The organism is Longimicrobium sp., from assembly GCA_036377595.1.
GTDB lineage: Bacteria > Gemmatimonadota > Gemmatimonadetes > Longimicrobiales > Longimicrobiaceae > Longimicrobium.
The window spans coordinates 1-16,368 of record DASUYB010000032.1; the positions used below are offsets into that span (position 1 = coordinate 1).

Here is a 16,368-nt window from a genome sequence, read left to right on the forward strand (position 1 = left end):
AGAGGCCGCAGAGGTCGCAGAGAACTCAGCGCGGTTCCTCTGCGACCTCTGCGGCCTCTGCGTGAGACAAGAAACGCTGTTAGATTGATCCATCTTTTCATCCCGCGTCCCGTCCGCATGAACCTGATCTTCCGCCTGCTGTACACGGCCATCGCCGCCTTGATGCGCCGGAGGCTGGCGCCGCTGGACGAGTCGGTGGTGCGCTTCACCGTGCTGCCCACCGACCTCGACCTCAACGGGCACATGAACAACGGGCGTTACCTGACGATCATGGACCTGGGCCGCGTGGACCTGCTCCTGCGCACCGGCGTGGTCGGCGCGATGCGGCGGCACCGCTGGGCGGGCGTGGTCGCGTCGGTGGCTGTGCGCTTCCGGCGCGCGCTCAACCCGTTCCAGCGCTACGAGCTGCGCAGCCGGCTGATCGGCTGGGACGAGCGCTGGTTCTTCATGGAGCAGCGCTTCACCCGCCGTGGCGAGCTGTGCGCGTACGCGCTGGTGAAGATCCAGTTCTCCGGGCGCGAGGGCCGCGTGGCGCCGCAGGCGATGGCCGACGCCGTCCACCCCGGCGCCGAGAGCCCGCCTGTGCCGCAGGCGGTGCGCGACTGGCAGAACAGCGAGGAACGGCTCGTGGCCGGCGAGGAACCCGCACCCGCGCTCGCATGAACCCGCAGGACCCCCGCGCGCTCGAGGCGCGCATCGAGCGCCTGGAGCGCATGGTGGAGGACCTCCACCGCCAGCTCGCCGCGCGTCCGCCCGCGCCCACCCCGCCGCCGCCGCAGCAGCAGTTCCCGTATCCGCCGCACGCGGCCGGGCCGGCGATGGATCCGCGTCTCCATCCTCCTCATCCCCATCCCCACTCCCTCCGCCACTCGCTGGGGCTGCCGAAGTTCCAGTGGGACGGGCAGCTGTGGCTCAACCGGCTGGGGATCGGGCTGGTGCTGCTGGGAACGGGGCTGCTCTTCCGCTACTCGATCGAGATGGGGTGGCTCACCCCCGCCGTGCGCGTTGCGTTCGGCGCGGCGCTGGGCGTCGTGCTCTTCCTGCTCGGCCTGCGGCTGGACCCGCGGCAGCGCTTCGGCGCCGTGCTGCTGGGCGGCGGCGTGGCCACCTGGTACATCACCGGGTGGGCGGCGTTCAACCTGTACGGGCTGATTGGCTACCTGGCGGCGTTCCTGGGGATGGTGGCCATCACCGGGATCGCGTTCGGCTTCGCGCTGGGCCGCGACGCGCCGGCGCTGGGCGTGCTGGGCGCCGTCGGCGGGCTGGGGACGCCGCTGCTGCTCGGTGTCTCGTACGGGACGGCGCGCGGGTTCGCGCTCTACACCTGCCTGATCCTGGCGTGGAACGCGGGCGTGTACCTGCGCCGCGGGTGGAAGTCGCTGCTGTGGACGGCGATGCCGCTGGGGTGGGTGCTGCTGTTCATCTACGCCCGCCACCTGCCGCCCGAGCCGCAGACCGCGCCGGGCGACCGCTGGATCGTGCAGCTGGCGGCGGTGTTCGCGTGGGCGGTGCTCGGCGCCTTGCCGCTGGCCCGGCGCGTGGTGATGCTGCGGCGGGCGGGCGGCCACGAGTTCCACTGGAAGCATTCGGAGACCGCGCACTGGTACGGGCTGGCGCTGATCCCGCCGGCCGCCGCGCTGGCGGTGGCCGCAGCGGTGTGGAATCCCCAGCCCGAGCCGTGGGGATGGTGGACGCTGGCCGTGGCCGCCGGGTACGCGGCGGCGGGATGGGCGCTCTATCGCCCCGACCACCGCATCGCGCGGGCGCTGTTCTTCACCGCGTCGGTGCTGGTCTCGGCCGGGTGCGTGGCCGCCTTCCACGGCGACGCGCTGCTGTTCGCGCTGGCGCTGCAGGCGCTGGGGCTGCACCTGCTGGCGGGGAAGGGCGGGGGACCGTCGATCCGCTGGATGGCGCACCGCGTGTTCATCGTGGCTGCGGCGTGGATGCTCTATCGCCTGTTGGAGAACGACGATACGGATGCGCCGCGGGTGCTGGCCGACCTCGCCGTGGTCGCCGTCGGCTTCGGCGCGTCGTTCCTCTTCCGCTCGAAGCGCTGGGTGTACGGCTACCGCTTCTTCGTGCACGTGGCGCTGATGGGATGGCTCTGGCGCCAGCTCGCGCCGTACGAGGGCGGGGAGGGGCTGGCGACGATCTCGTGGGGAGTGTACGGGCTGGCGCTCCTCCTCTACGGCCTGCGCCGCGGCCGGCCGGTGGTGGAGAAGACGGGGATCGCCACGCTCTTCGCCGTGGTCGCCAAGCTCTTCCTGGTGGACCTGTCGGCGCTGCACCCGCTCTTCCGCGTGCTGCTGTTCCTTGGCTTCGGCGGCGTCTTCCTCTTCCTCAGCTACTCGCTGCAGGCGTGGTGGAAGGACGCGCGCGAGGCGGCCGACGCCCGCGCGGCGGCGCGCTGAGCCATGGATGCGCCGCCCGCCGGGCTGTGCGAGAGCTGCCGCAACGTGAAGATCGTGGAGACGCGGAAGGGCTCGCGCTTCTACCTCTGCACGCTGTCGGACGTCGATCCGCGCTTCCCGAAGTACCCGCGCATCCCCGTCGTCCGCTGCCTGGGCTACGTCCCGCAGGAGGCGCCCGCGCCCACCTGAAGCAGCCGCGAGCGAAGCGAGCCCAGGTCCCTCCCCCAGTCGGTTTTGGGGGAGGGACAGGCGCGAAGCGCCAGGGAGAGGGCGGTGACGTGGTGCAGGCCTACCGCTGGGTGCTCGAGCTCGGCCGCCGCGAACGTGCTCGCCGACTCCATCCGCCGCGCGCGGTCGAAATCGATCTCCGCTATCGCCAAACCGTTGCTTTCACACCGACGACTCCGATCCACGTGCCCACCCATCGTACTCGCGCGAAGCCGGTCCTCGCGGCCGCGCTGATCCTGGTCGCCGCCGCGTTCGCGACCGTGACGCGGCCAGCGCAGCCGGACCGCGACGCGGCTGCCGCGCGGCGGGCGTTCGACCATTTCCTGCGCGGCTCGCTGGAGCAGCCGGGATGGGTGCCGGTGGACACGGCGTGGGCCGAAGTCGTCGACGACTGTGGCTGGAAGGACGACAATCGGACGAACCGCATGTACTGGATGGCCCGCTACCGCATCGTCTCGGTGAGGGTCCATGGAGACCGCGGCACCGGCGTGGCGGACGTGCTCGCGGCGGCGGAGCAGGTGCCCGATCCGGTCCTCTACGGCCGGGTCACGCTGCGGGTGGCGCATCACGTCCTGCGCTTTCCGCTGCGGCGCGACGGGGCGCGGAAGTGGCGCGTCTGCCCGGTCTCGGAAAGCGGGTGGCAGCTGGGCCATGACATCGTGCCCCACAACATCGGGATCGACGAGGACCTCGTCTTCGCCACCATCGACTCCATCCGCGGCGTGCCGCACCGCCGCTGGTTCGACTTCCCGCGCTGAATCCGATGAAGCTCCTCTCCATCCAGGTGGCGCTGCCCCGCGAGCACGGGCGCGAAGGCGCGGAGAAGGCGATCGACCGCCCGTGGACCACGGCGTTCTTCAAGGAGCCCGTGGCCGGGCCGGTGTGGCTGGGGCGCACGAACCTGGCGGGCGACCGGCAGGCCGACCCGGAGCACCACGGCGGCCCCGACAGGGCGGTGATGTGCTACGCCGCCGCGCACTATCTCTTCTGGCGCGACGAGCTCGGGCGCGAGCTGCCGCACGGCGGGTTCGGCGAGAACTTCACGGTGGAGGGGATGGACGACTCCACCGTCCGCATCGGCGACGTGTGGGCCGTGGGCGAGGCGCGTGTGCAGGTGTCGCAGCCGCGCATCCCGTGCTGGAAGATCGCGCGGCGCTGGGGGATCAGGGACCTGTCCGCGCGCGTGCAGCGCACCCGCCGCACCGGCTGGTATCTCCGCGTGCTCGACGAGGGATGGGTGGCGCCGGGAGACGAGATCACACTGCTGGAGCGGCCGCACCCGGAGTGGACGGTGCTCCGCGCCAGCGACGCGCTCTACACCCGTCCGCACGACGTGGCCGAGGTGCGCGCGCTGGCCGCCGTCGCCGCGCTGGCGCCCAGCCTGAGCCGCGTGCTGGAGCGCTACTTCACCGCCGCCGAGGTCCCGTCCGACGAGCCGCGCCTGGTCGGCCCGAACGCCGACGCCGGCGGTAACTGATCAAAAGAATTGGCCTCACGCAGAGCAGCAGAGGCAGCAGAGAAAACACTCCGCTGCCTCTGCTGCTCTGCGTGAGGCCCTTCTGTTCAGCCGGGAGAAATCCGTCAATCCGGCAGCGGGCTGCGCTCGCGGAAGTAGTCGATCACGGCCTTGCCGATGGCCTCGGCCTTGATGTGCAGCGTCACGCTCTTCACCGCCCAGCCGACCAGCGGGATGGCGCCGATGGCCTCGCCGGCCACGGCGCCGGTGAGCGAGCCGAGGACGCCGCCCAGGTGCGCCTTGAGCGCCTCCTCGTCGAACGCGGGGATGCCGAAGGCCTCGCCCACCTGGCGGATCATCAGCATGTCGGCGGCGCCCAGCGCGAAGGCGGCGCCGGGGATCCAGCCGGTGAACAGGTTCGCCTTCGCCCAGCGGTCCACCAGCGTCCGGGCCCGCCGTTCCGCCTCCGCCTTCGTCGCAGACGCGCTCATCGTCTCTCGCCTCGTGTCTCGGGAAAGCGCGGGCAAACACTCCCGCGCGGGATTCATCGTCTCATCGGCCGTGCACGCAATCTGTGGCCGAGTGCAGGAGAACGGAATCCGCGCGGCGATAGTTTCGCGCGCCGCACCCCGCCGGGCTACGGCTCGAGGCTGAAGGTTACGGGCAGCGTCACCCATGCCGCCACGGAACGGCCCTCGACCTGGGCTGGGCGAAACCGGAGGGTCTCGGCCGCCAGTGCCGCCGCATCACCGAAGGCGGCGTCGGAGGCCCGGTCGATTTCGATGGAATAGGGATCGACCGTCCCGTCGGCCAGGACCCGGAACGAGATCTGGGCGCTCCCGGTGACCCCCGCATCGCGGAGCAGGCGCGGATAGTTTCGCCGGAACGCCTCCCCGGCCGCCGCGCGGTCGAGGAGCGCGGGCGGCTCCGCGCGGACGAGGGCGTCGTCGTCGCCGGCTTCCCGCAACTCCGCATCGAACGTGCACGCGGCCTGGGCGATGGATCGCCAGGCGCCGGCTTTCCCTTCGGACGCGTTGCGGCTGTCGAGGTCGAGCGTACGGCCGCCGGCGGGCACCACCACGGGGACGAGCCAGAACGTCCGGAGCTTGAGCGCGGCGTACAGCAGGTACGGCCCGGGCCGCATTCCGCCGACGGCGTAATGCCCGGTGCTTCCCGTCGGATAGCCGGGCAGCGCGTCGAAGAAGCCCAGGACGGCCGCCTCGGCGTTCGATGCGCGCGCCGAGGCGTCGGGAACTCCCCGCGCCAGCGAATCGGCGACGGCGCGCCAGTAGTCCCTGCGGTCGCGGCGCGCGCGCATCGCCGAATCGGCGGCGACGCGCGCATCGCGGCGCAGGTGGCTCGCGCGGAACCAGGCGGAGTCGAGCGCCGCGCACAGCGGTGCCGCCGCCCTCAGCGCGTCGGGCGGCACCAGCCGCACCACGGCGTCCGCGACCGGGTGCACCTCGCCGAAGTACTCGAGGCTGACGTCGCCCTGCACGCTTCCGACTCGAGGCGGCTGCGGGGCCGAGCTCGCGGCCGCCGTGGTCGACGTGGCCGGCCTCTGCTGCGCAGCCGCGCCGGAGCCCGATGGCCACGGCGACAGAAAAACGGCAGCAAGAATCGGCAGCGCACGCGGGAGAAATCCAGGGCGATCAGGAGGCAGGCGCATCGATCGGCTTTTGATGGGAGTGGGGCGGGAAATAGATTGGAGTTTCCGTCATCACCCCGGGATCATAGCCCGTACATCGGCCGCGGAACAAGAGCGCCGGATCACTGCGCCCGCACCCGCCGCCTTCATCATCATGAATCGCGGGCTACGACCGCCCGGTGCCCTCTGTCCTCGATCGGCTGTCCCCGTCCCCTGTCCCCTAATCTCCGCTGTACATCGCCTCGAGATCGTAGACCGCCTCGGCGGGGCCGATGACGATCAGCGTCTCGCCGGGGAGGATGATGCGCTCGGCGTCGGGGTTCAGCGTGAAGGCACCGCCGGGCTCGCGCACCGCCAGGATGCTCACGTTGCGCACGCGGCGCAGGTCGCACCCGGCCACCGTCTGCCCCGCGAACGGGCTCTGCGGCTCGATGGTGATCTGCCCCACGTCGACCTTGATCTCCACCCCGAAGCTGAACACCTCGTTGAACAGGTCGTGCACGGCGGGGCGCAGCAGCGCCAGCGCCAGCCGGTGCCCGCCGATGGCGTCGGGCGTGACCACGCGGTCGGCGCCGGCGCGGCGCAGCTTGGGCTCGCTGGCCTCGTTGTTGGCGCGGGCGACGATGAGGAGGTCCGGGTTCAGCTCCCGCGCGGTCAGCACCGTCAGCACGTTGTTGGCGTCGCCGTCCAGCGCGGAGACGAGCCCGCGGGCGCGCTCCACGCCGGCGGCGCGCAGCACCTCGTCGTGGGTGGCGTCGCCGATCACGTGCGGGATGTTCTCGGCCAGGAACAGCTCCTCCACCTGCTGCGACCAGTCGATCACCACGAACGGCTCGCCGCGCGCGCGCAGGTCGCGCTCGATGCGCGTGCCCAGCCGGCCGTGCCCGCAGATCACGTAGTGGTCGCGCAGCCCCGCGAGCGACTGTCTCATCCGCCTCCTCTGCACCGAAAGCCAGAGCGTCTGCCCGAGCATCACCTCCACCGCGCGCGTGGCGGCCCACGCGCCGGTGCCCACGCCCACCACGATCACCCCCATCGTCCACAGCCGGCCGGCGGCGGTCAGCGGCTTCACCTCGCCGAAGCCGACGGTGGCCACGGTGATCACCGTCATGTACGCCGCGTCGAGCCAGCGGAGATCCTCGATGAAATGGTAGCCGATGGTGCCCACCACGATCACCACCAGCAGCAGCGCCAGCGACACCTGGAACTGCCGCACCGGGTCGACCAGCGACATGCGCAGCCGGTGCATCGGCGCCGTTCGGGTGTCGCGGCGCGGCCTGGGCGGGCGCACGCTTCCCAGCCGGCGGCGGCGCTCGGAGCCGGAGCGGCGGTTGCGGCGTGCGTCAGGCGGCATGCGCGGCGGTGGGCGTCACGTCACCGTGTGTGTCCGAAGTCTTTGGAACTGCAGGGTCTGGGCGTGTTTGGCGCCGAGACGCCAAACCGGGCTGCGCGCGCCGTAGGCCACGATACCGCCGTGGCCAACGGCGCCGGGCCGCCGCCGCGCCGGGCATCCGCGCGTCACGCGGTATCGGTGTGCGCGCGGCGCCGTCCCGGCCCTCCGGGCGCGCATCCCTCACGCGGGTGCATCACGCAAGCTGACGTGCGGGGCCGTCGCCGCCAAGGCTCTCGCGCGAAGCGGCGGCCTCCGCGCGTTCAGAAGTGCCCGCTGCAGCGCCACGTCCCCGGCGGCTGCGACCAGGTGCAGTCGTTCATCCCCGGCCCGGAGTAGCGGAAGGTGAGCAGGTATCCGTCGTCGGTGCGCACGTAGCCGAACGGCCACGCGGGCTGCACGGGCGGCGCGAGCGCCTCGGCCGCGATCCATCGCGGTGCCAGCCGCGCCAGGCTGTCCGGGTACGTCCCCGTCTCGCCGCGATAACGCGCCAGCGCGGCGATCACCGGCTCCGCGCGCCGGTATCTCCGCTCCGCCTTGGGCCCCTCGCCCGGCGCCGGACAGGCCGCGAGCACGCCCAGCAAGAGCCCCGCGCTCGCCGCGACGATCCGCCTCCACCCGCTCCGGAAATCACGCACCGAGCTCGCTCCCGAGCTGAGTTCTCCCCTCCCCCATCCCTCCCCCCTCGTGGGGGAGGGGCCGGGGGTGGGGGGGATCCGCGGCGGCGCCGCACGGACGCCCGTTACGCGAACCCCCGCGTCGCCGCCACTGCCGCGCGATACCGCTCCACGTGCCGCTCGATCTCCGCCGCATCCCACCCGATCCCCGGCTCGCGCGCCATCCGCTCCGCCACCTCCCGCGCGACGGAGAGGCCGCCGTCGCGCGCCTCGTAGAACAGGTGCAGGCGGCGGACGAGCAGGTCGTCGAGCGTCATCGCCATCTCGTGGCGGACGGCGTTGGGCACCTCGGCCCAGACGTACGGGAAGGGCGGCAGGATGCGCTCGCCCAGCGCCCGGTCGCGGCGAATCGCGCCCTGCAGCGCCTCCGCATCCTCGCCATAGCTGCGCGCCAGGTGCTGGGCCACGTCCGGATCCAGCGCCAGTTCGCTCGCCTCGCGCCCGAGCCGCGCGGCGAACTCGTCCCACGGCTCGCGCGGCGCGCCGGGAAGCGGCAGGTCGGCCGTGGGCGAGATCCCGCTCTCCACCTTGTGCTTCTCGCGGAGACGGCGGGCGGCGCGGTCCACCACCTGCTCCGCCATCACCCTGTACGTGGTCAGCTTCCCGCCGGCGATGCTCAGCAGCCCCGAGCGGTCCCACCAGATCTCGTGCTCGCGGCTGGTGGCGCTCTCGCTGGCGCCGGTCTTTCGCGGCGCCAGCAGCGGCCGCAGCCCCGCCCAGGTGCTGATCACGTCCGCCGCCGTCAGCTTCGCCGCGGGGAAGACGGAGTTGGCGGATCTGACGAGATAATCAACGTCCTTTGCGTCCGCGCGCACGTCCCCGGGCGAGCCGGCGTAGTCCGTGTCGGTCGTCCCCACGTAGGTGAAGTCGCCCCACGGCAGCACGAACATCACCCGCCCGTCCACCGGCGACTGGAAGGTGATGGCGTGCCGGTTCCCGATCCGCCCGCGCTCGACCAGGATGTGCACGCCCTTGGTCGGTCGCAGCCGCGGCTTCGCGCTCGCGTCGGCGAGGCGGCGCACTGCGTCGCTCCACGGCCCGGTCGCGTTCAGCACTACCCGCGCGCGCACCTCCGCCTCGTCCCCGGTGACGCGATCGCGGACGCGGGCGCCGCGCACGCCCCTGCCGTCGTCCAGGAAGCCGACCACCTCCGCGTGCGAGACGACGGCGGCGCCCGCCTCGTGCGCCCCGCGCGCGTTCGCGACGGTGAGGCGCGCGTCGTCCACGGCCGCATCGTAGTACATCGCCGCGCCGGTGAGGCCGTCCTGCCGCAGCCCCGGCTCCTCGCGGGCCACCTCGGCGGGGTCGAGCACGCGGTGGCGGCGGATGTTGCGGAAGAGGGAGAGCGCGTCGTAGAGCCACATCCCCGCCTGCAGCATCCACCAGGGGGTGGGGCCGCCGCGGTAGACGGGAAAGACGAACGGAAGGGGATGGACGAGATGCGGCGCCAGCTCCAGCAGCCGGCGCCGCTCTGCGCTGGCCTCGAACACCAGCGCGAAGTCGTACGTCTCCAGGTAGCGCAGCCCGCCGTGCACCAGCCGCGACGAGCGGCTGCTGGTGCCGCCCGCGAAGTCGCCCGCGTCCACGAGCGCCACGTCCAGCCCGCGCCCCGCCGCGTCGCGCGCCGCCGCCGCGCCGGTGATCCCACCGCCGACCACCAGGAGATCGAACTCCTCGCGGCTCAGCGCGTCCCAGTGCTCCGCGCGGACGGCGGCCGAGAAGGAGCCCGCCCCGAACGCGTCGCGGCCGCCGGGCAACCCGCTCTCCGTCAGGCCGGTACGTCGGTGAAGCCGAGCGCGCGCAGCAGCGACGAGAACGACACGTCGGTGTGCGAGAGCACGAACACGCCCTCGAAGGTGGTGTCGAGAAAGGTGAAGTCGGTCTCGATCATCAGCCCCGACACGTGATGGGCCAGGTCGGCGCGGCTCCCCTCCTGCAGCTCGGGGGTGCCGATCATCACGCTCTTCCCCAGGAAGGTGCCCAGCACGCCCACGTAGGCGGCGCAGACGATGTTCCCCATCTCGTTGAGCGCGCTCTGCTCCAGCGGCCCCACCACGTCGGCGGGCGGGCGGCGCAGCATCAGCGACACCATGCGCAGCGCGGTGTCGCGGGCCAGGATGAGCGACGCGCGCTCGCCCCCGCTCTCGGTGACGCCGATGATGGGGACGGCCACGACGATCAGCGAGCCGGTGCCGGGGAGCTCGCCCGCCACCTCCACCTCGCCCACGGCGAACTGGATGCGGGGAACGGAGATCATCACCCGCAGCCCCGTGAGCGTCGACAGGTTGGTGGCGGCGTGGCCTGCGCCGATGTTCACCACCTCGCGGATGGCGTCGAGCTGCTTGGGCGTAACGGGCGTCTGCGTCATCACACTCGGGTCCGGCACGGTGCCGCGGAAAAAGGGTCCTGTTTCGAGGCGCGGGAGGTCGCTGCACGATGCGCGCCCCTCGCGGCTGGTCTTCCGTGCGAGCCCGCGCCGCGCCCTCGTCCCCGCGACTTGGAGCGCGTATGAGAGGCCTGCGCGGCGTGCGAGCTTCCGCACGGAAAAAAGCTCGCGCGGGGCGAGATGTTTGTGCCCCCTGCCTCTCCCGGTACGGGAGAGGTGGCGAGCCTGGGCGAGCCGGAGAGGGCGCGACGCCGCGTCGCGCTCGACAGTCCGTCCTGCGCCTGGGAGTTTCGCGACAGCCTCGTCGGCCGTCTTACAACCTCGGCGGCGTCACGCCCACCTGGCCCTGGTACTTCCCCTTGCGGTCGGCGTAGCTCACGTCGGGCGGCGTGTCGCCCTCGAAGAAGATCACCTGCGCGATCCCCTCGTTGGCGTAGATCTTCGCCGGGAGCGGCGTGGTGTTGCTGATCTCCAGCGTCACGTAGCCTTCCCACTCCGGCTCGAACGGCGTCACGTTCGTGATGATCCCGCACCGCGCGTACGTCGACTTTCCCACGCACAGCGTGATCACGTTGCGGGGGATGCGGAAGTACTCGACGGACCGCGCCAGCGCGAACGAGTTCGGGGGGACGATGCAGACGTCGCCCTCGAAGGGCACGAAGCTCCGGTCGTCGAACGCCTTGGGGTCGACGATGGCGTTGTTGACGTTGGTGAAGATCTTGAACTCGCTGGCCACCCGCATGTCGTAGCCGTAGCTCGACACCCCGTAGCTGATCGTGCCCTGGCGCACCTGCGCGTCCTCGAACGGCTCGATCATGCCGTGCTCGCGCGCCATCCGCCGGATCCAGCTGTCGGGCCTGATGCTCATGCGGGAACGGGACTTGAAGGGGGCGGGAAGGCTCCGCTCGCGGGGGCGAACGGAGGGCCGGTCCGGGGGTATCCGGACGCGCTCGGGAATGCCGGAAAACAGCCGCCAACGTACGCCCGCCGCCTGCGCCGGGCAAGCCCCGCCGCTGCTTGACATCGCTTGCGCGCGGGCAGTATCTTGGCCCGGCTCCTGACAAGTGAAGGATTTCACAAGCTCCTCGGGAAGAGGGTTCTGACGCCGATGCTCCGTCCGTATCTGCCCGTGCTGATCCTGCTCGCGCTGAGCGTGGCGCAGGCGATCGGGATGGTCGTGCTGTCGAACGTCCTGAGCCCGGGGAAGCAGACCAGGGTCAAGGCCTCGCCGTACGAGAGCGGCATCACGCCGCTGGGCAGCACGCGCGAGCGCTTCTCGGTGAAGTTCTACGTGGTGGCGATCCTGTTCATCGTCTTCGACGTGGAGACCATCTTCCTCCTCCCCTGGGCCGTGTCGGCCCGCCAGCTGGGGTGGGGCGGGTTCGCCGCCGCGATGGTGTTCATCGTGATCCTGACCGTGGGTCTGATCTACGAGTGGAAGAAGGGAGCGCTCGAATGGGATTGAACGAATCGAAGGATAGATCCGCCGCCCCCGTGGTCCACCAGGACGCGCCGGGCGCGCTGCAGGCGGAGGCCGCCGACGCCGGGCTGGCGGAGGGCGGGCTGTTCAGCGGCCAGCCCAGCTTCCTGACCACGAAGCTGGAGAGCGTGGTCAACTGGGCGCGGCAGAACTCGCTCTGGCCCATGCCCTTCGGCACCGCCTGCTGCGCCATCGAGATGATGGCCACGGCGGCCACGCGCTACGACCTGGCGCGCTTCGGGATGGAGCGGATGAGCTTCAGCCCGCGCCAGGCCGACCTGCTGATCTGCGCGGGGCGGGTGAGCTACAAGATGGCGCCGGTGCTCCGGAAGATCTGGGAGCAGATGCCGAGCCCCAAGTGGTGCATCAGCATGGGCGCGTGCGCCTCGAGCGGCGGCGTGTTCGACGTGTACAGCATGGTGCAGGGGATCGACACCATCATCCCCGTCGACGTCTACGTGCCCGGCTGCCCGCCGCGCCCCGAGGGGCTGATCTACGGGATCCTGCTGGTGCAGGAGAAGATCCGGAACTCCGCGCCCACCAGCGAGGACGAGTGGAACGCGGTGGACCAGCTTCCCGAGAGCGGGTCGTCGCTGCCGAAGGAGGTGGTCGACGCCATCACCGCCCCCTTCGGCAACTCGACCAACCAGAACCGCTCCAGCGGCCTGGTGAGCACCGGGGCCGTCGTCCGCGTGAGCGACAGGCGACCGTGAACAGAAAGTCCTAAGTCCTAAGTCCTGAGTCCCAAGTAACGGGAGCACTTAGGACTTGGGACTCAGGACTCAGGACTTCTTTGGATATGAGCGAGTCCGACGCATTCAAGCAAGGCCTCGAAGGCCTGGACCAGGGCCCGCGCCCCTCCGACGCGGGCCCCGACGCCACGCCCCCGCAGGCCGGCGACCTCCCGCCGCACCCCACCGTCGACGCGCTCCGCGAGCGCTTCGGCGACGCCGTGCTGCGCCACGAGGTGGTGGCCGGCGACGAGCACATCGTCTACGTCGCGCCCGAGCGCAACCTCGAGATCCTGGGGTGGCTCAAGGACGACCCGGCGCACCGCTACGACTTCCTGCAGGACCTCACCGCGGTCGACTACGGCGGCGGGCGCGAGATCCAGGTGGTCTACCAGCTCTGGTCGATCCCCAACCGGCTGAACCTGCGGGTGAAGTGCGAGCTGCCGCTGCAGGCGCTGGAGATCGACAGCACCTACTTCCTCTGGCGCGCGGCCGACTGGCTGGAGCGCGAGGTGTTCGACATGTTCGGCGTGGTTTTCCGCGGGCACCCGGACCTGCGCCGCATCCTGATGCCCTACAACTACGCCGAGGGGCACCCGCTGCGGAAGGACTTCCCGCTGCGCGGGCGCTTCACCCGCGCCGAGCAGACGCGGCGCGCGCTGGCGCAGAAGACCGAAGACCACTACTCGCCGATGGAGCTGGAGATCGCCCACGTGCTGGGGCAGAGCGTGCCCGACCCATTCGACCACGGGGAGACCGGCGGCGGCATGCAGGGGCAGTTCGGCGGCATGGGAGGGGGCGGCTGAGATGGCACTCCGCAGGCTGATCTACAACGTCACGCGCAACCCCGAGCTGGCGCCCGGCGGCGCCCTGGTGCACGCGCCCATCGTCCCCGTCGAGGGCGAGGCGTACGAGGTGCACGAGGACATCGCCGGCGAGCACATGCTCATCAACATCGGCCCGCAGCACCCGGCCACCCACGGCGTGCTGCGCCTGGTGCTGGAGCTCGACGGCGAGACGGTGGTGCGCTGCATCCCCCACATCGGCTATCTCCACTCGAGTTTCGAGAAGCTGGGCGAGTACCGCGACTGGAACCAGATCGTCCCGCTCACCGACCGGATGGACTACCTGGCGCCGCTGATCTACAACTGCGCCTACGCCATGGCGGTCGAGAAGCTGATGGGCGTGGAGGTCACCGAGCGGTGCAAGGTGGTCCGGGTGATCTGCATGGAGCTGGACCGCATCTTCTCGCATCTCCTGTGGCTGGGGACTACGGCGATCGACCTGGGCGCGTTCACCGTCTTCCTCTACACCTTCCAGCAGCGCGAGAAGATCTACGACCTGCACGAGCGCTTCACCGGCGCGCGCATCACCACCTCGAGCACGCGCATCGGGGGGATGATGGCCGACCTGCCGGCGGGGTGGATCACGCAGCTCGAGGAGTTCCTCGACAACTTCCTCCCCGTGGTCGACGAGGTGGAGACGCTGCTGACCAACAACGCCATCTGGGTCGGCCGCACGCAGGGCGTGGGGTCGATCTCCGGCGAGGACGCGGTGAACTGGGGGCTCAGCGGACCGAATCTCCGCGCCTCCGGCGTCAGCTACGACGTGCGCAAGGACCGGCCGTACTACGACTACGAGACGTACGACTTCGACGTGCCCGTGGGCGAGCACGGCGACATCTACGACCGCTACCTCTGCCGGATGGAGGAGATGCGGCAGAGCGTGCGCATCCTCCGCCAGGCCATCGACCGCCTCCCCGGGGGCTCCATCAACGTCGACGACCCGCGCGTCATCCTCCCGCCCAAGACGGCGGCGATGAACGACATGGAGAGCATGATCCACCACTTCAAGGTGGTGATGGAGGGCGTGCGCGCGCCCGTGGGCGAGAGCTGGTTCTCGGTCGAGTCGAGCAAGGGCGAGCTGGGGATGTACGTGGTATCCGACGGCGGGGCGAAGCCGGTCCGCTGGCGGGTGCGCGGGCCCAGCTTCATCAACATCGCGGCGCTCCCGCACATGATCGAGGGGGCGCTCCTTTCCGACGTGATCGCGGTGAACGCGTCGCTCGACATCGTGCTGGGAGAGATCGACCGATGAGCGCGGCAAAGGCAGGGATGCCCGATTCGCCGCCGTCCTCGTGGCCCGTGGCGCAGCAGAACCCCGGCTACGCGGGCGACACCGGCGAGTTCTCGCAGCTCACCGAGGACGACGTCCGCGGCGCGTCGTATGTCGGCGTGCGCCCGAAGGACGGCGGCCTGCCGGTGATCGCGGGGACGCTGCCCTACCAGATCGCCGAGAAGAACCCGGAAGCCCCGATCTTCACGGGCGAGTACGAGGAGCGGCTGCAGAAGGTGCTGGGGGAGTATCCCGATCGCCAGAACGCGCTCCTCCCGGCGCTGCACATGGCGCACGAGATCCGCGGCTACCTGAGCCCGGAGACGATGGACGAGGTGGCGGAGCGGCTGGGGCTCAGTCCCGCGTACGTGCGGGGCGTGGCCAGCTTCTACACCATGTACAACCTGGGCCCGGTGGGGAAGTACCTGATCCAGGTGTGCACCAACATCTCCTGCAACCTGTGCGGGGGCGACGCGGTGTTCGAGGCGTTCCTGCAGCACACGGGCACGGAGCCGGGCGAGACCAGCGCCAACGGCCTGTGGACGGTGATGGAGGTGGAGTGCCTGGGCGCCTGCGGCTTCCCCACGGCGGTGCAGGTGAACGAGCGCTACTTCGAGAACGTGCGGCCCGAGAACGTGCCGGATATTCTCGCGATGCTGACGTAGGAAAAAGAAGTCCTAAGTCCTGAGTCCTAAGTCCCAAGTTGAAGAGCTGCGGACGCGCTCCTCAGCTTGGATCGGACGAAATCACTTAGGACTTAGGACCCAGGACTTAGGACTTAAACGCGGTAGCGGCGGACCCGAAGCGAGACCCGATGGCGTACCCATACAGTCACCCGAAGGAAGTCCGCGTCCTCTCGAAGTACTTCGGCGACCCCGAGGCGCGGACGCTGAAGGGGTGGGAGCAGCGCGGCGGCTACCAGGCCCTGCGGAAGGCGCTGGCCACTCCGCGCGAGGAGATCGTGGCCACCGTCAAGGCGTCGGGGCTGCGCGGCCGCGGCGGCGCGGGCTTCCCCACGGGGCTCAAGTGGAGCTTCATGCCGAAGAAGGTGCCCGGCACGCCCCACTACCTGGTCTGCAACGCCGACGAGAGCGAGCCGGGGACGTTCAAGGACCGCGAGCTCATGCGCTGGACGCCGCACGCCCTCGTGGAGGGATGCGTGATCGGCGCCTACGCCATCAACGCCGAGCGCGCCTACATCTACATCCGCGGCGAGTTCTTCGAGGCGGCGCAGATCATGGCGAAGGCCATCGAGGAGGCCTACGCCGCCGGCTACGCCGGGAAGAACGTCCTGGGGACGGGGATCGACATCGACGTGGTCCTGCACCTGGGCGCCGGCGCCTACATCTGCGGCGAGGAGACGGGGCTGCTCAACTCGCTCGAGGGGCGCCGCGGCGAGCCGCGCGTCAAGCCTCCGTATCCCGCGATCGCCGGCGCGTTCGGCAAGCCGACGGCGGTGAACAACGTCGAGTCGCTCATCGCCGCCGCGCACATCGTGCAGAACGGCGCGGACTGGTACAAGCAGTGGGGGACGGAGAAGTCGACGGGGACCAAGCTCTTCTGCGTCTCGGGCCACGTGAAGCGGCCGGGGAACTACGAGGTGCCGCTCGGCTTCAACTTCAAGGAGTTCATCTACGACGTCTGCGGCGGCACCCCCGACGGGCGGCCGATCAAGGCGGTGATCCCCGGCGGCTCCAGCGTTCCGATCCTCACCGGCGACGAGCTCGACATCGCCATGGACTACGAGGCGATGGCCGAGGCGGGGACGATGCTGGGCTGCGGCTCCGTGATCGTCATGGACGATACGACGAACGTGGTGAAGCAGGTGCGGCGCATGGTGGACTTC

At 70.8% G+C, this 16,368-nt stretch carries 18 protein-coding genes; 11 read left to right on the top strand and 7 right to left on the bottom strand.

Annotation, left to right across the window (positions count from 1 at the left end; all coding sequences use genetic code 11):
• Positions 1-117: 117 nt before the first annotated feature.
• From VF092_05590 to VF092_05610, 5 genes are all read left to right on the top strand, one after another.
• Complete coding sequence (locus VF092_05590; GenBank protein ID HEX6746750.1) at positions 118-663, top strand: thioesterase family protein; 546 nt, start codon at positions 118-120, stop codon at positions 661-663.
• Positions 660-2,411 (top strand): DUF2339 domain-containing protein, encoded by a 1,752-nt coding sequence (locus tag VF092_05595; GenBank protein HEX6746751.1) that lies wholly within the window; start codon positions 660-662, stop codon positions 2,409-2,411. The genes VF092_05590 and VF092_05595 overlap by 4 nt, the downstream gene beginning before the upstream one ends.
• 3 nt (positions 2,412-2,414) lie before the next feature.
• The gene (locus VF092_05600) at positions 2,415-2,600 is read left to right on the top strand and encodes a hypothetical protein (GenBank protein HEX6746752.1); all 186 of its coding nucleotides are present in this window, start codon (positions 2,415-2,417) and stop codon (positions 2,598-2,600) included.
• 224 nt (positions 2,601-2,824) lie between these two features.
• A complete protein-coding gene (locus VF092_05605) occupies positions 2,825-3,397 on the top strand; it encodes a hypothetical protein (GenBank protein ID HEX6746753.1) in 573 nt (190 codons plus the stop codon).
• A gap of 5 nt (positions 3,398-3,402) precedes the next feature.
• Positions 3,403-4,116: an MOSC domain-containing protein gene (locus VF092_05610; GenBank protein ID HEX6746754.1), complete on the top strand. Its 714-nt coding sequence runs from the start codon at positions 3,403-3,405 to the stop codon at positions 4,114-4,116.
• Between the two features lie 104 nt (positions 4,117-4,220).
• On the opposite strand, the gene VF092_05615 is transcribed toward VF092_05610, so the two are convergent.
• The 7 genes from VF092_05615 to dcd form a co-directional block, all read right to left on the bottom strand.
• The gene (locus VF092_05615; protein HEX6746755.1) at positions 4,221-4,586 is read right to left on the bottom strand and encodes a hypothetical protein; all 366 of its coding nucleotides are present in this window, start codon (positions 4,584-4,586) and stop codon (positions 4,221-4,223) included.
• Positions 4,587-4,732: 146 nt separating this feature from the next.
• On the bottom strand, positions 4,733-5,593 hold the full coding sequence (locus tag VF092_05620) for a TonB family protein (GenBank protein ID HEX6746756.1): 861 nt from the start codon (positions 5,591-5,593) through the stop codon (positions 4,733-4,735).
• A gap of 370 nt (positions 5,594-5,963) precedes the next feature.
• The gene (locus VF092_05625; GenBank protein HEX6746757.1) at positions 5,964-7,097 is read right to left on the bottom strand and encodes a potassium channel protein; all 1,134 of its coding nucleotides are present in this window, start codon (positions 7,095-7,097) and stop codon (positions 5,964-5,966) included.
• A gap of 299 nt (positions 7,098-7,396) precedes the next feature.
• The gene (locus tag VF092_05630) at positions 7,397-7,771 is read right to left on the bottom strand and encodes a hypothetical protein (GenBank protein ID HEX6746758.1); all 375 of its coding nucleotides are present in this window, start codon (positions 7,769-7,771) and stop codon (positions 7,397-7,399) included.
• Positions 7,772-7,875: 104 nt separating this feature from the next.
• Positions 7,876-9,567, bottom strand: a complete 1,692-nt coding sequence (gene glpD / locus VF092_05635; protein ID HEX6746759.1) for a glycerol-3-phosphate dehydrogenase — start codon at positions 9,565-9,567, stop codon at positions 7,876-7,878.
• A gap of 11 nt (positions 9,568-9,578) precedes the next feature.
• Positions 9,579-10,178: a chemotaxis protein CheC gene (locus tag VF092_05640; GenBank protein ID HEX6746760.1), complete on the bottom strand. Its 600-nt coding sequence runs from the start codon at positions 10,176-10,178 to the stop codon at positions 9,579-9,581.
• Between the two features lie 331 nt (positions 10,179-10,509).
• Positions 10,510-11,064, bottom strand: a complete 555-nt coding sequence (dcd, locus tag VF092_05645) for a dCTP deaminase (protein ID HEX6746761.1) — start codon at positions 11,062-11,064, stop codon at positions 10,510-10,512.
• A 231-nt stretch (positions 11,065-11,295) separates the two neighbouring features.
• Here dcd and ndhC point away from each other — a divergent pair, with 231 nt between their 5' ends.
• The 6 genes from ndhC to nuoF form a co-directional block, all read left to right on the top strand.
• Positions 11,296-11,661, top strand: coding sequence for an NADH-quinone oxidoreductase subunit A (gene ndhC / locus VF092_05650; GenBank protein HEX6746762.1), 366 nt, complete (start codon positions 11,296-11,298; stop codon positions 11,659-11,661).
• A complete protein-coding gene (nuoB, locus tag VF092_05655; protein ID HEX6746763.1) occupies positions 11,652-12,389 on the top strand; it encodes an NADH-quinone oxidoreductase subunit NuoB in 738 nt (245 codons plus the stop codon). Before ndhC ends, nuoB begins: the two co-directional genes overlap by 10 nt.
• An 86-nt stretch (positions 12,390-12,475) precedes the next feature.
• Entirely contained in the window at positions 12,476-13,213 is a 738-nt protein-coding gene (locus VF092_05660; protein HEX6746764.1) for an NADH-quinone oxidoreductase subunit C, read from the top strand.
• Between the two features lies 1 nt (position 13,214).
• Positions 13,215-14,504, top strand: a complete 1,290-nt coding sequence (gene nuoD, locus VF092_05665; protein ID HEX6746765.1) for an NADH dehydrogenase (quinone) subunit D — start codon at positions 13,215-13,217, stop codon at positions 14,502-14,504.
• On the top strand, positions 14,501-15,187 hold the full coding sequence (locus tag VF092_05670) for an NAD(P)H-dependent oxidoreductase subunit E (GenBank protein HEX6746766.1): 687 nt from the start codon (positions 14,501-14,503) through the stop codon (positions 15,185-15,187). The genes nuoD and VF092_05670 overlap by 4 nt, the downstream gene beginning before the upstream one ends.
• Positions 15,188-15,336: 149 nt before the next feature.
• The coding region (gene nuoF, locus VF092_05675; GenBank protein HEX6746767.1) for an NADH-quinone oxidoreductase subunit NuoF at positions 15,337-16,368 on the top strand (1,032 nt) is incomplete at its 3' end.

Coding starts and splice junctions, on each gene's coding strand:
- VF092_05625 (HEX6746757.1), bottom strand. CDS start 7,097: ATGCCGCCTGACGCACGCCGCAACCGCCGCTCCGGCTCCGAGCGCCGC.
- dcd (HEX6746761.1), bottom strand. CDS start 11,064: ATGAGCATCAGGCCCGACAGCTGGATCCGGCGGATGGCGCGCGAGCAC.
- VF092_05595 (HEX6746751.1), top strand. CDS start 660: ATGAACCCGCAGGACCCCCGCGCGCTCGAGGCGCGCATCGAGCGCCTG.
- VF092_05640 (HEX6746760.1), bottom strand. CDS start 10,178: ATGACGCAGACGCCCGTTACGCCCAAGCAGCTCGACGCCATCCGCGAG.
- VF092_05600 (HEX6746752.1), top strand. CDS start 2,415: ATGGATGCGCCGCCCGCCGGGCTGTGCGAGAGCTGCCGCAACGTGAAG.
- VF092_05660 (HEX6746764.1), top strand. CDS start 12,476: ATGAGCGAGTCCGACGCATTCAAGCAAGGCCTCGAAGGCCTGGACCAG.
- VF092_05615 (HEX6746755.1), bottom strand. CDS start 4,586: ATGAGCGCGTCTGCGACGAAGGCGGAGGCGGAACGGCGGGCCCGGACG.
- VF092_05590 (HEX6746750.1), top strand. CDS start 118: ATGAACCTGATCTTCCGCCTGCTGTACACGGCCATCGCCGCCTTGATG.
- nuoD (HEX6746765.1), top strand. CDS start 13,215: ATGGCACTCCGCAGGCTGATCTACAACGTCACGCGCAACCCCGAGCTG.
- nuoB (HEX6746763.1), top strand. CDS start 11,652: ATGGGATTGAACGAATCGAAGGATAGATCCGCCGCCCCCGTGGTCCAC.
- VF092_05610 (HEX6746754.1), top strand. CDS start 3,403: ATGAAGCTCCTCTCCATCCAGGTGGCGCTGCCCCGCGAGCACGGGCGC.
- VF092_05670 (HEX6746766.1), top strand. CDS start 14,501: ATGAGCGCGGCAAAGGCAGGGATGCCCGATTCGCCGCCGTCCTCGTGG.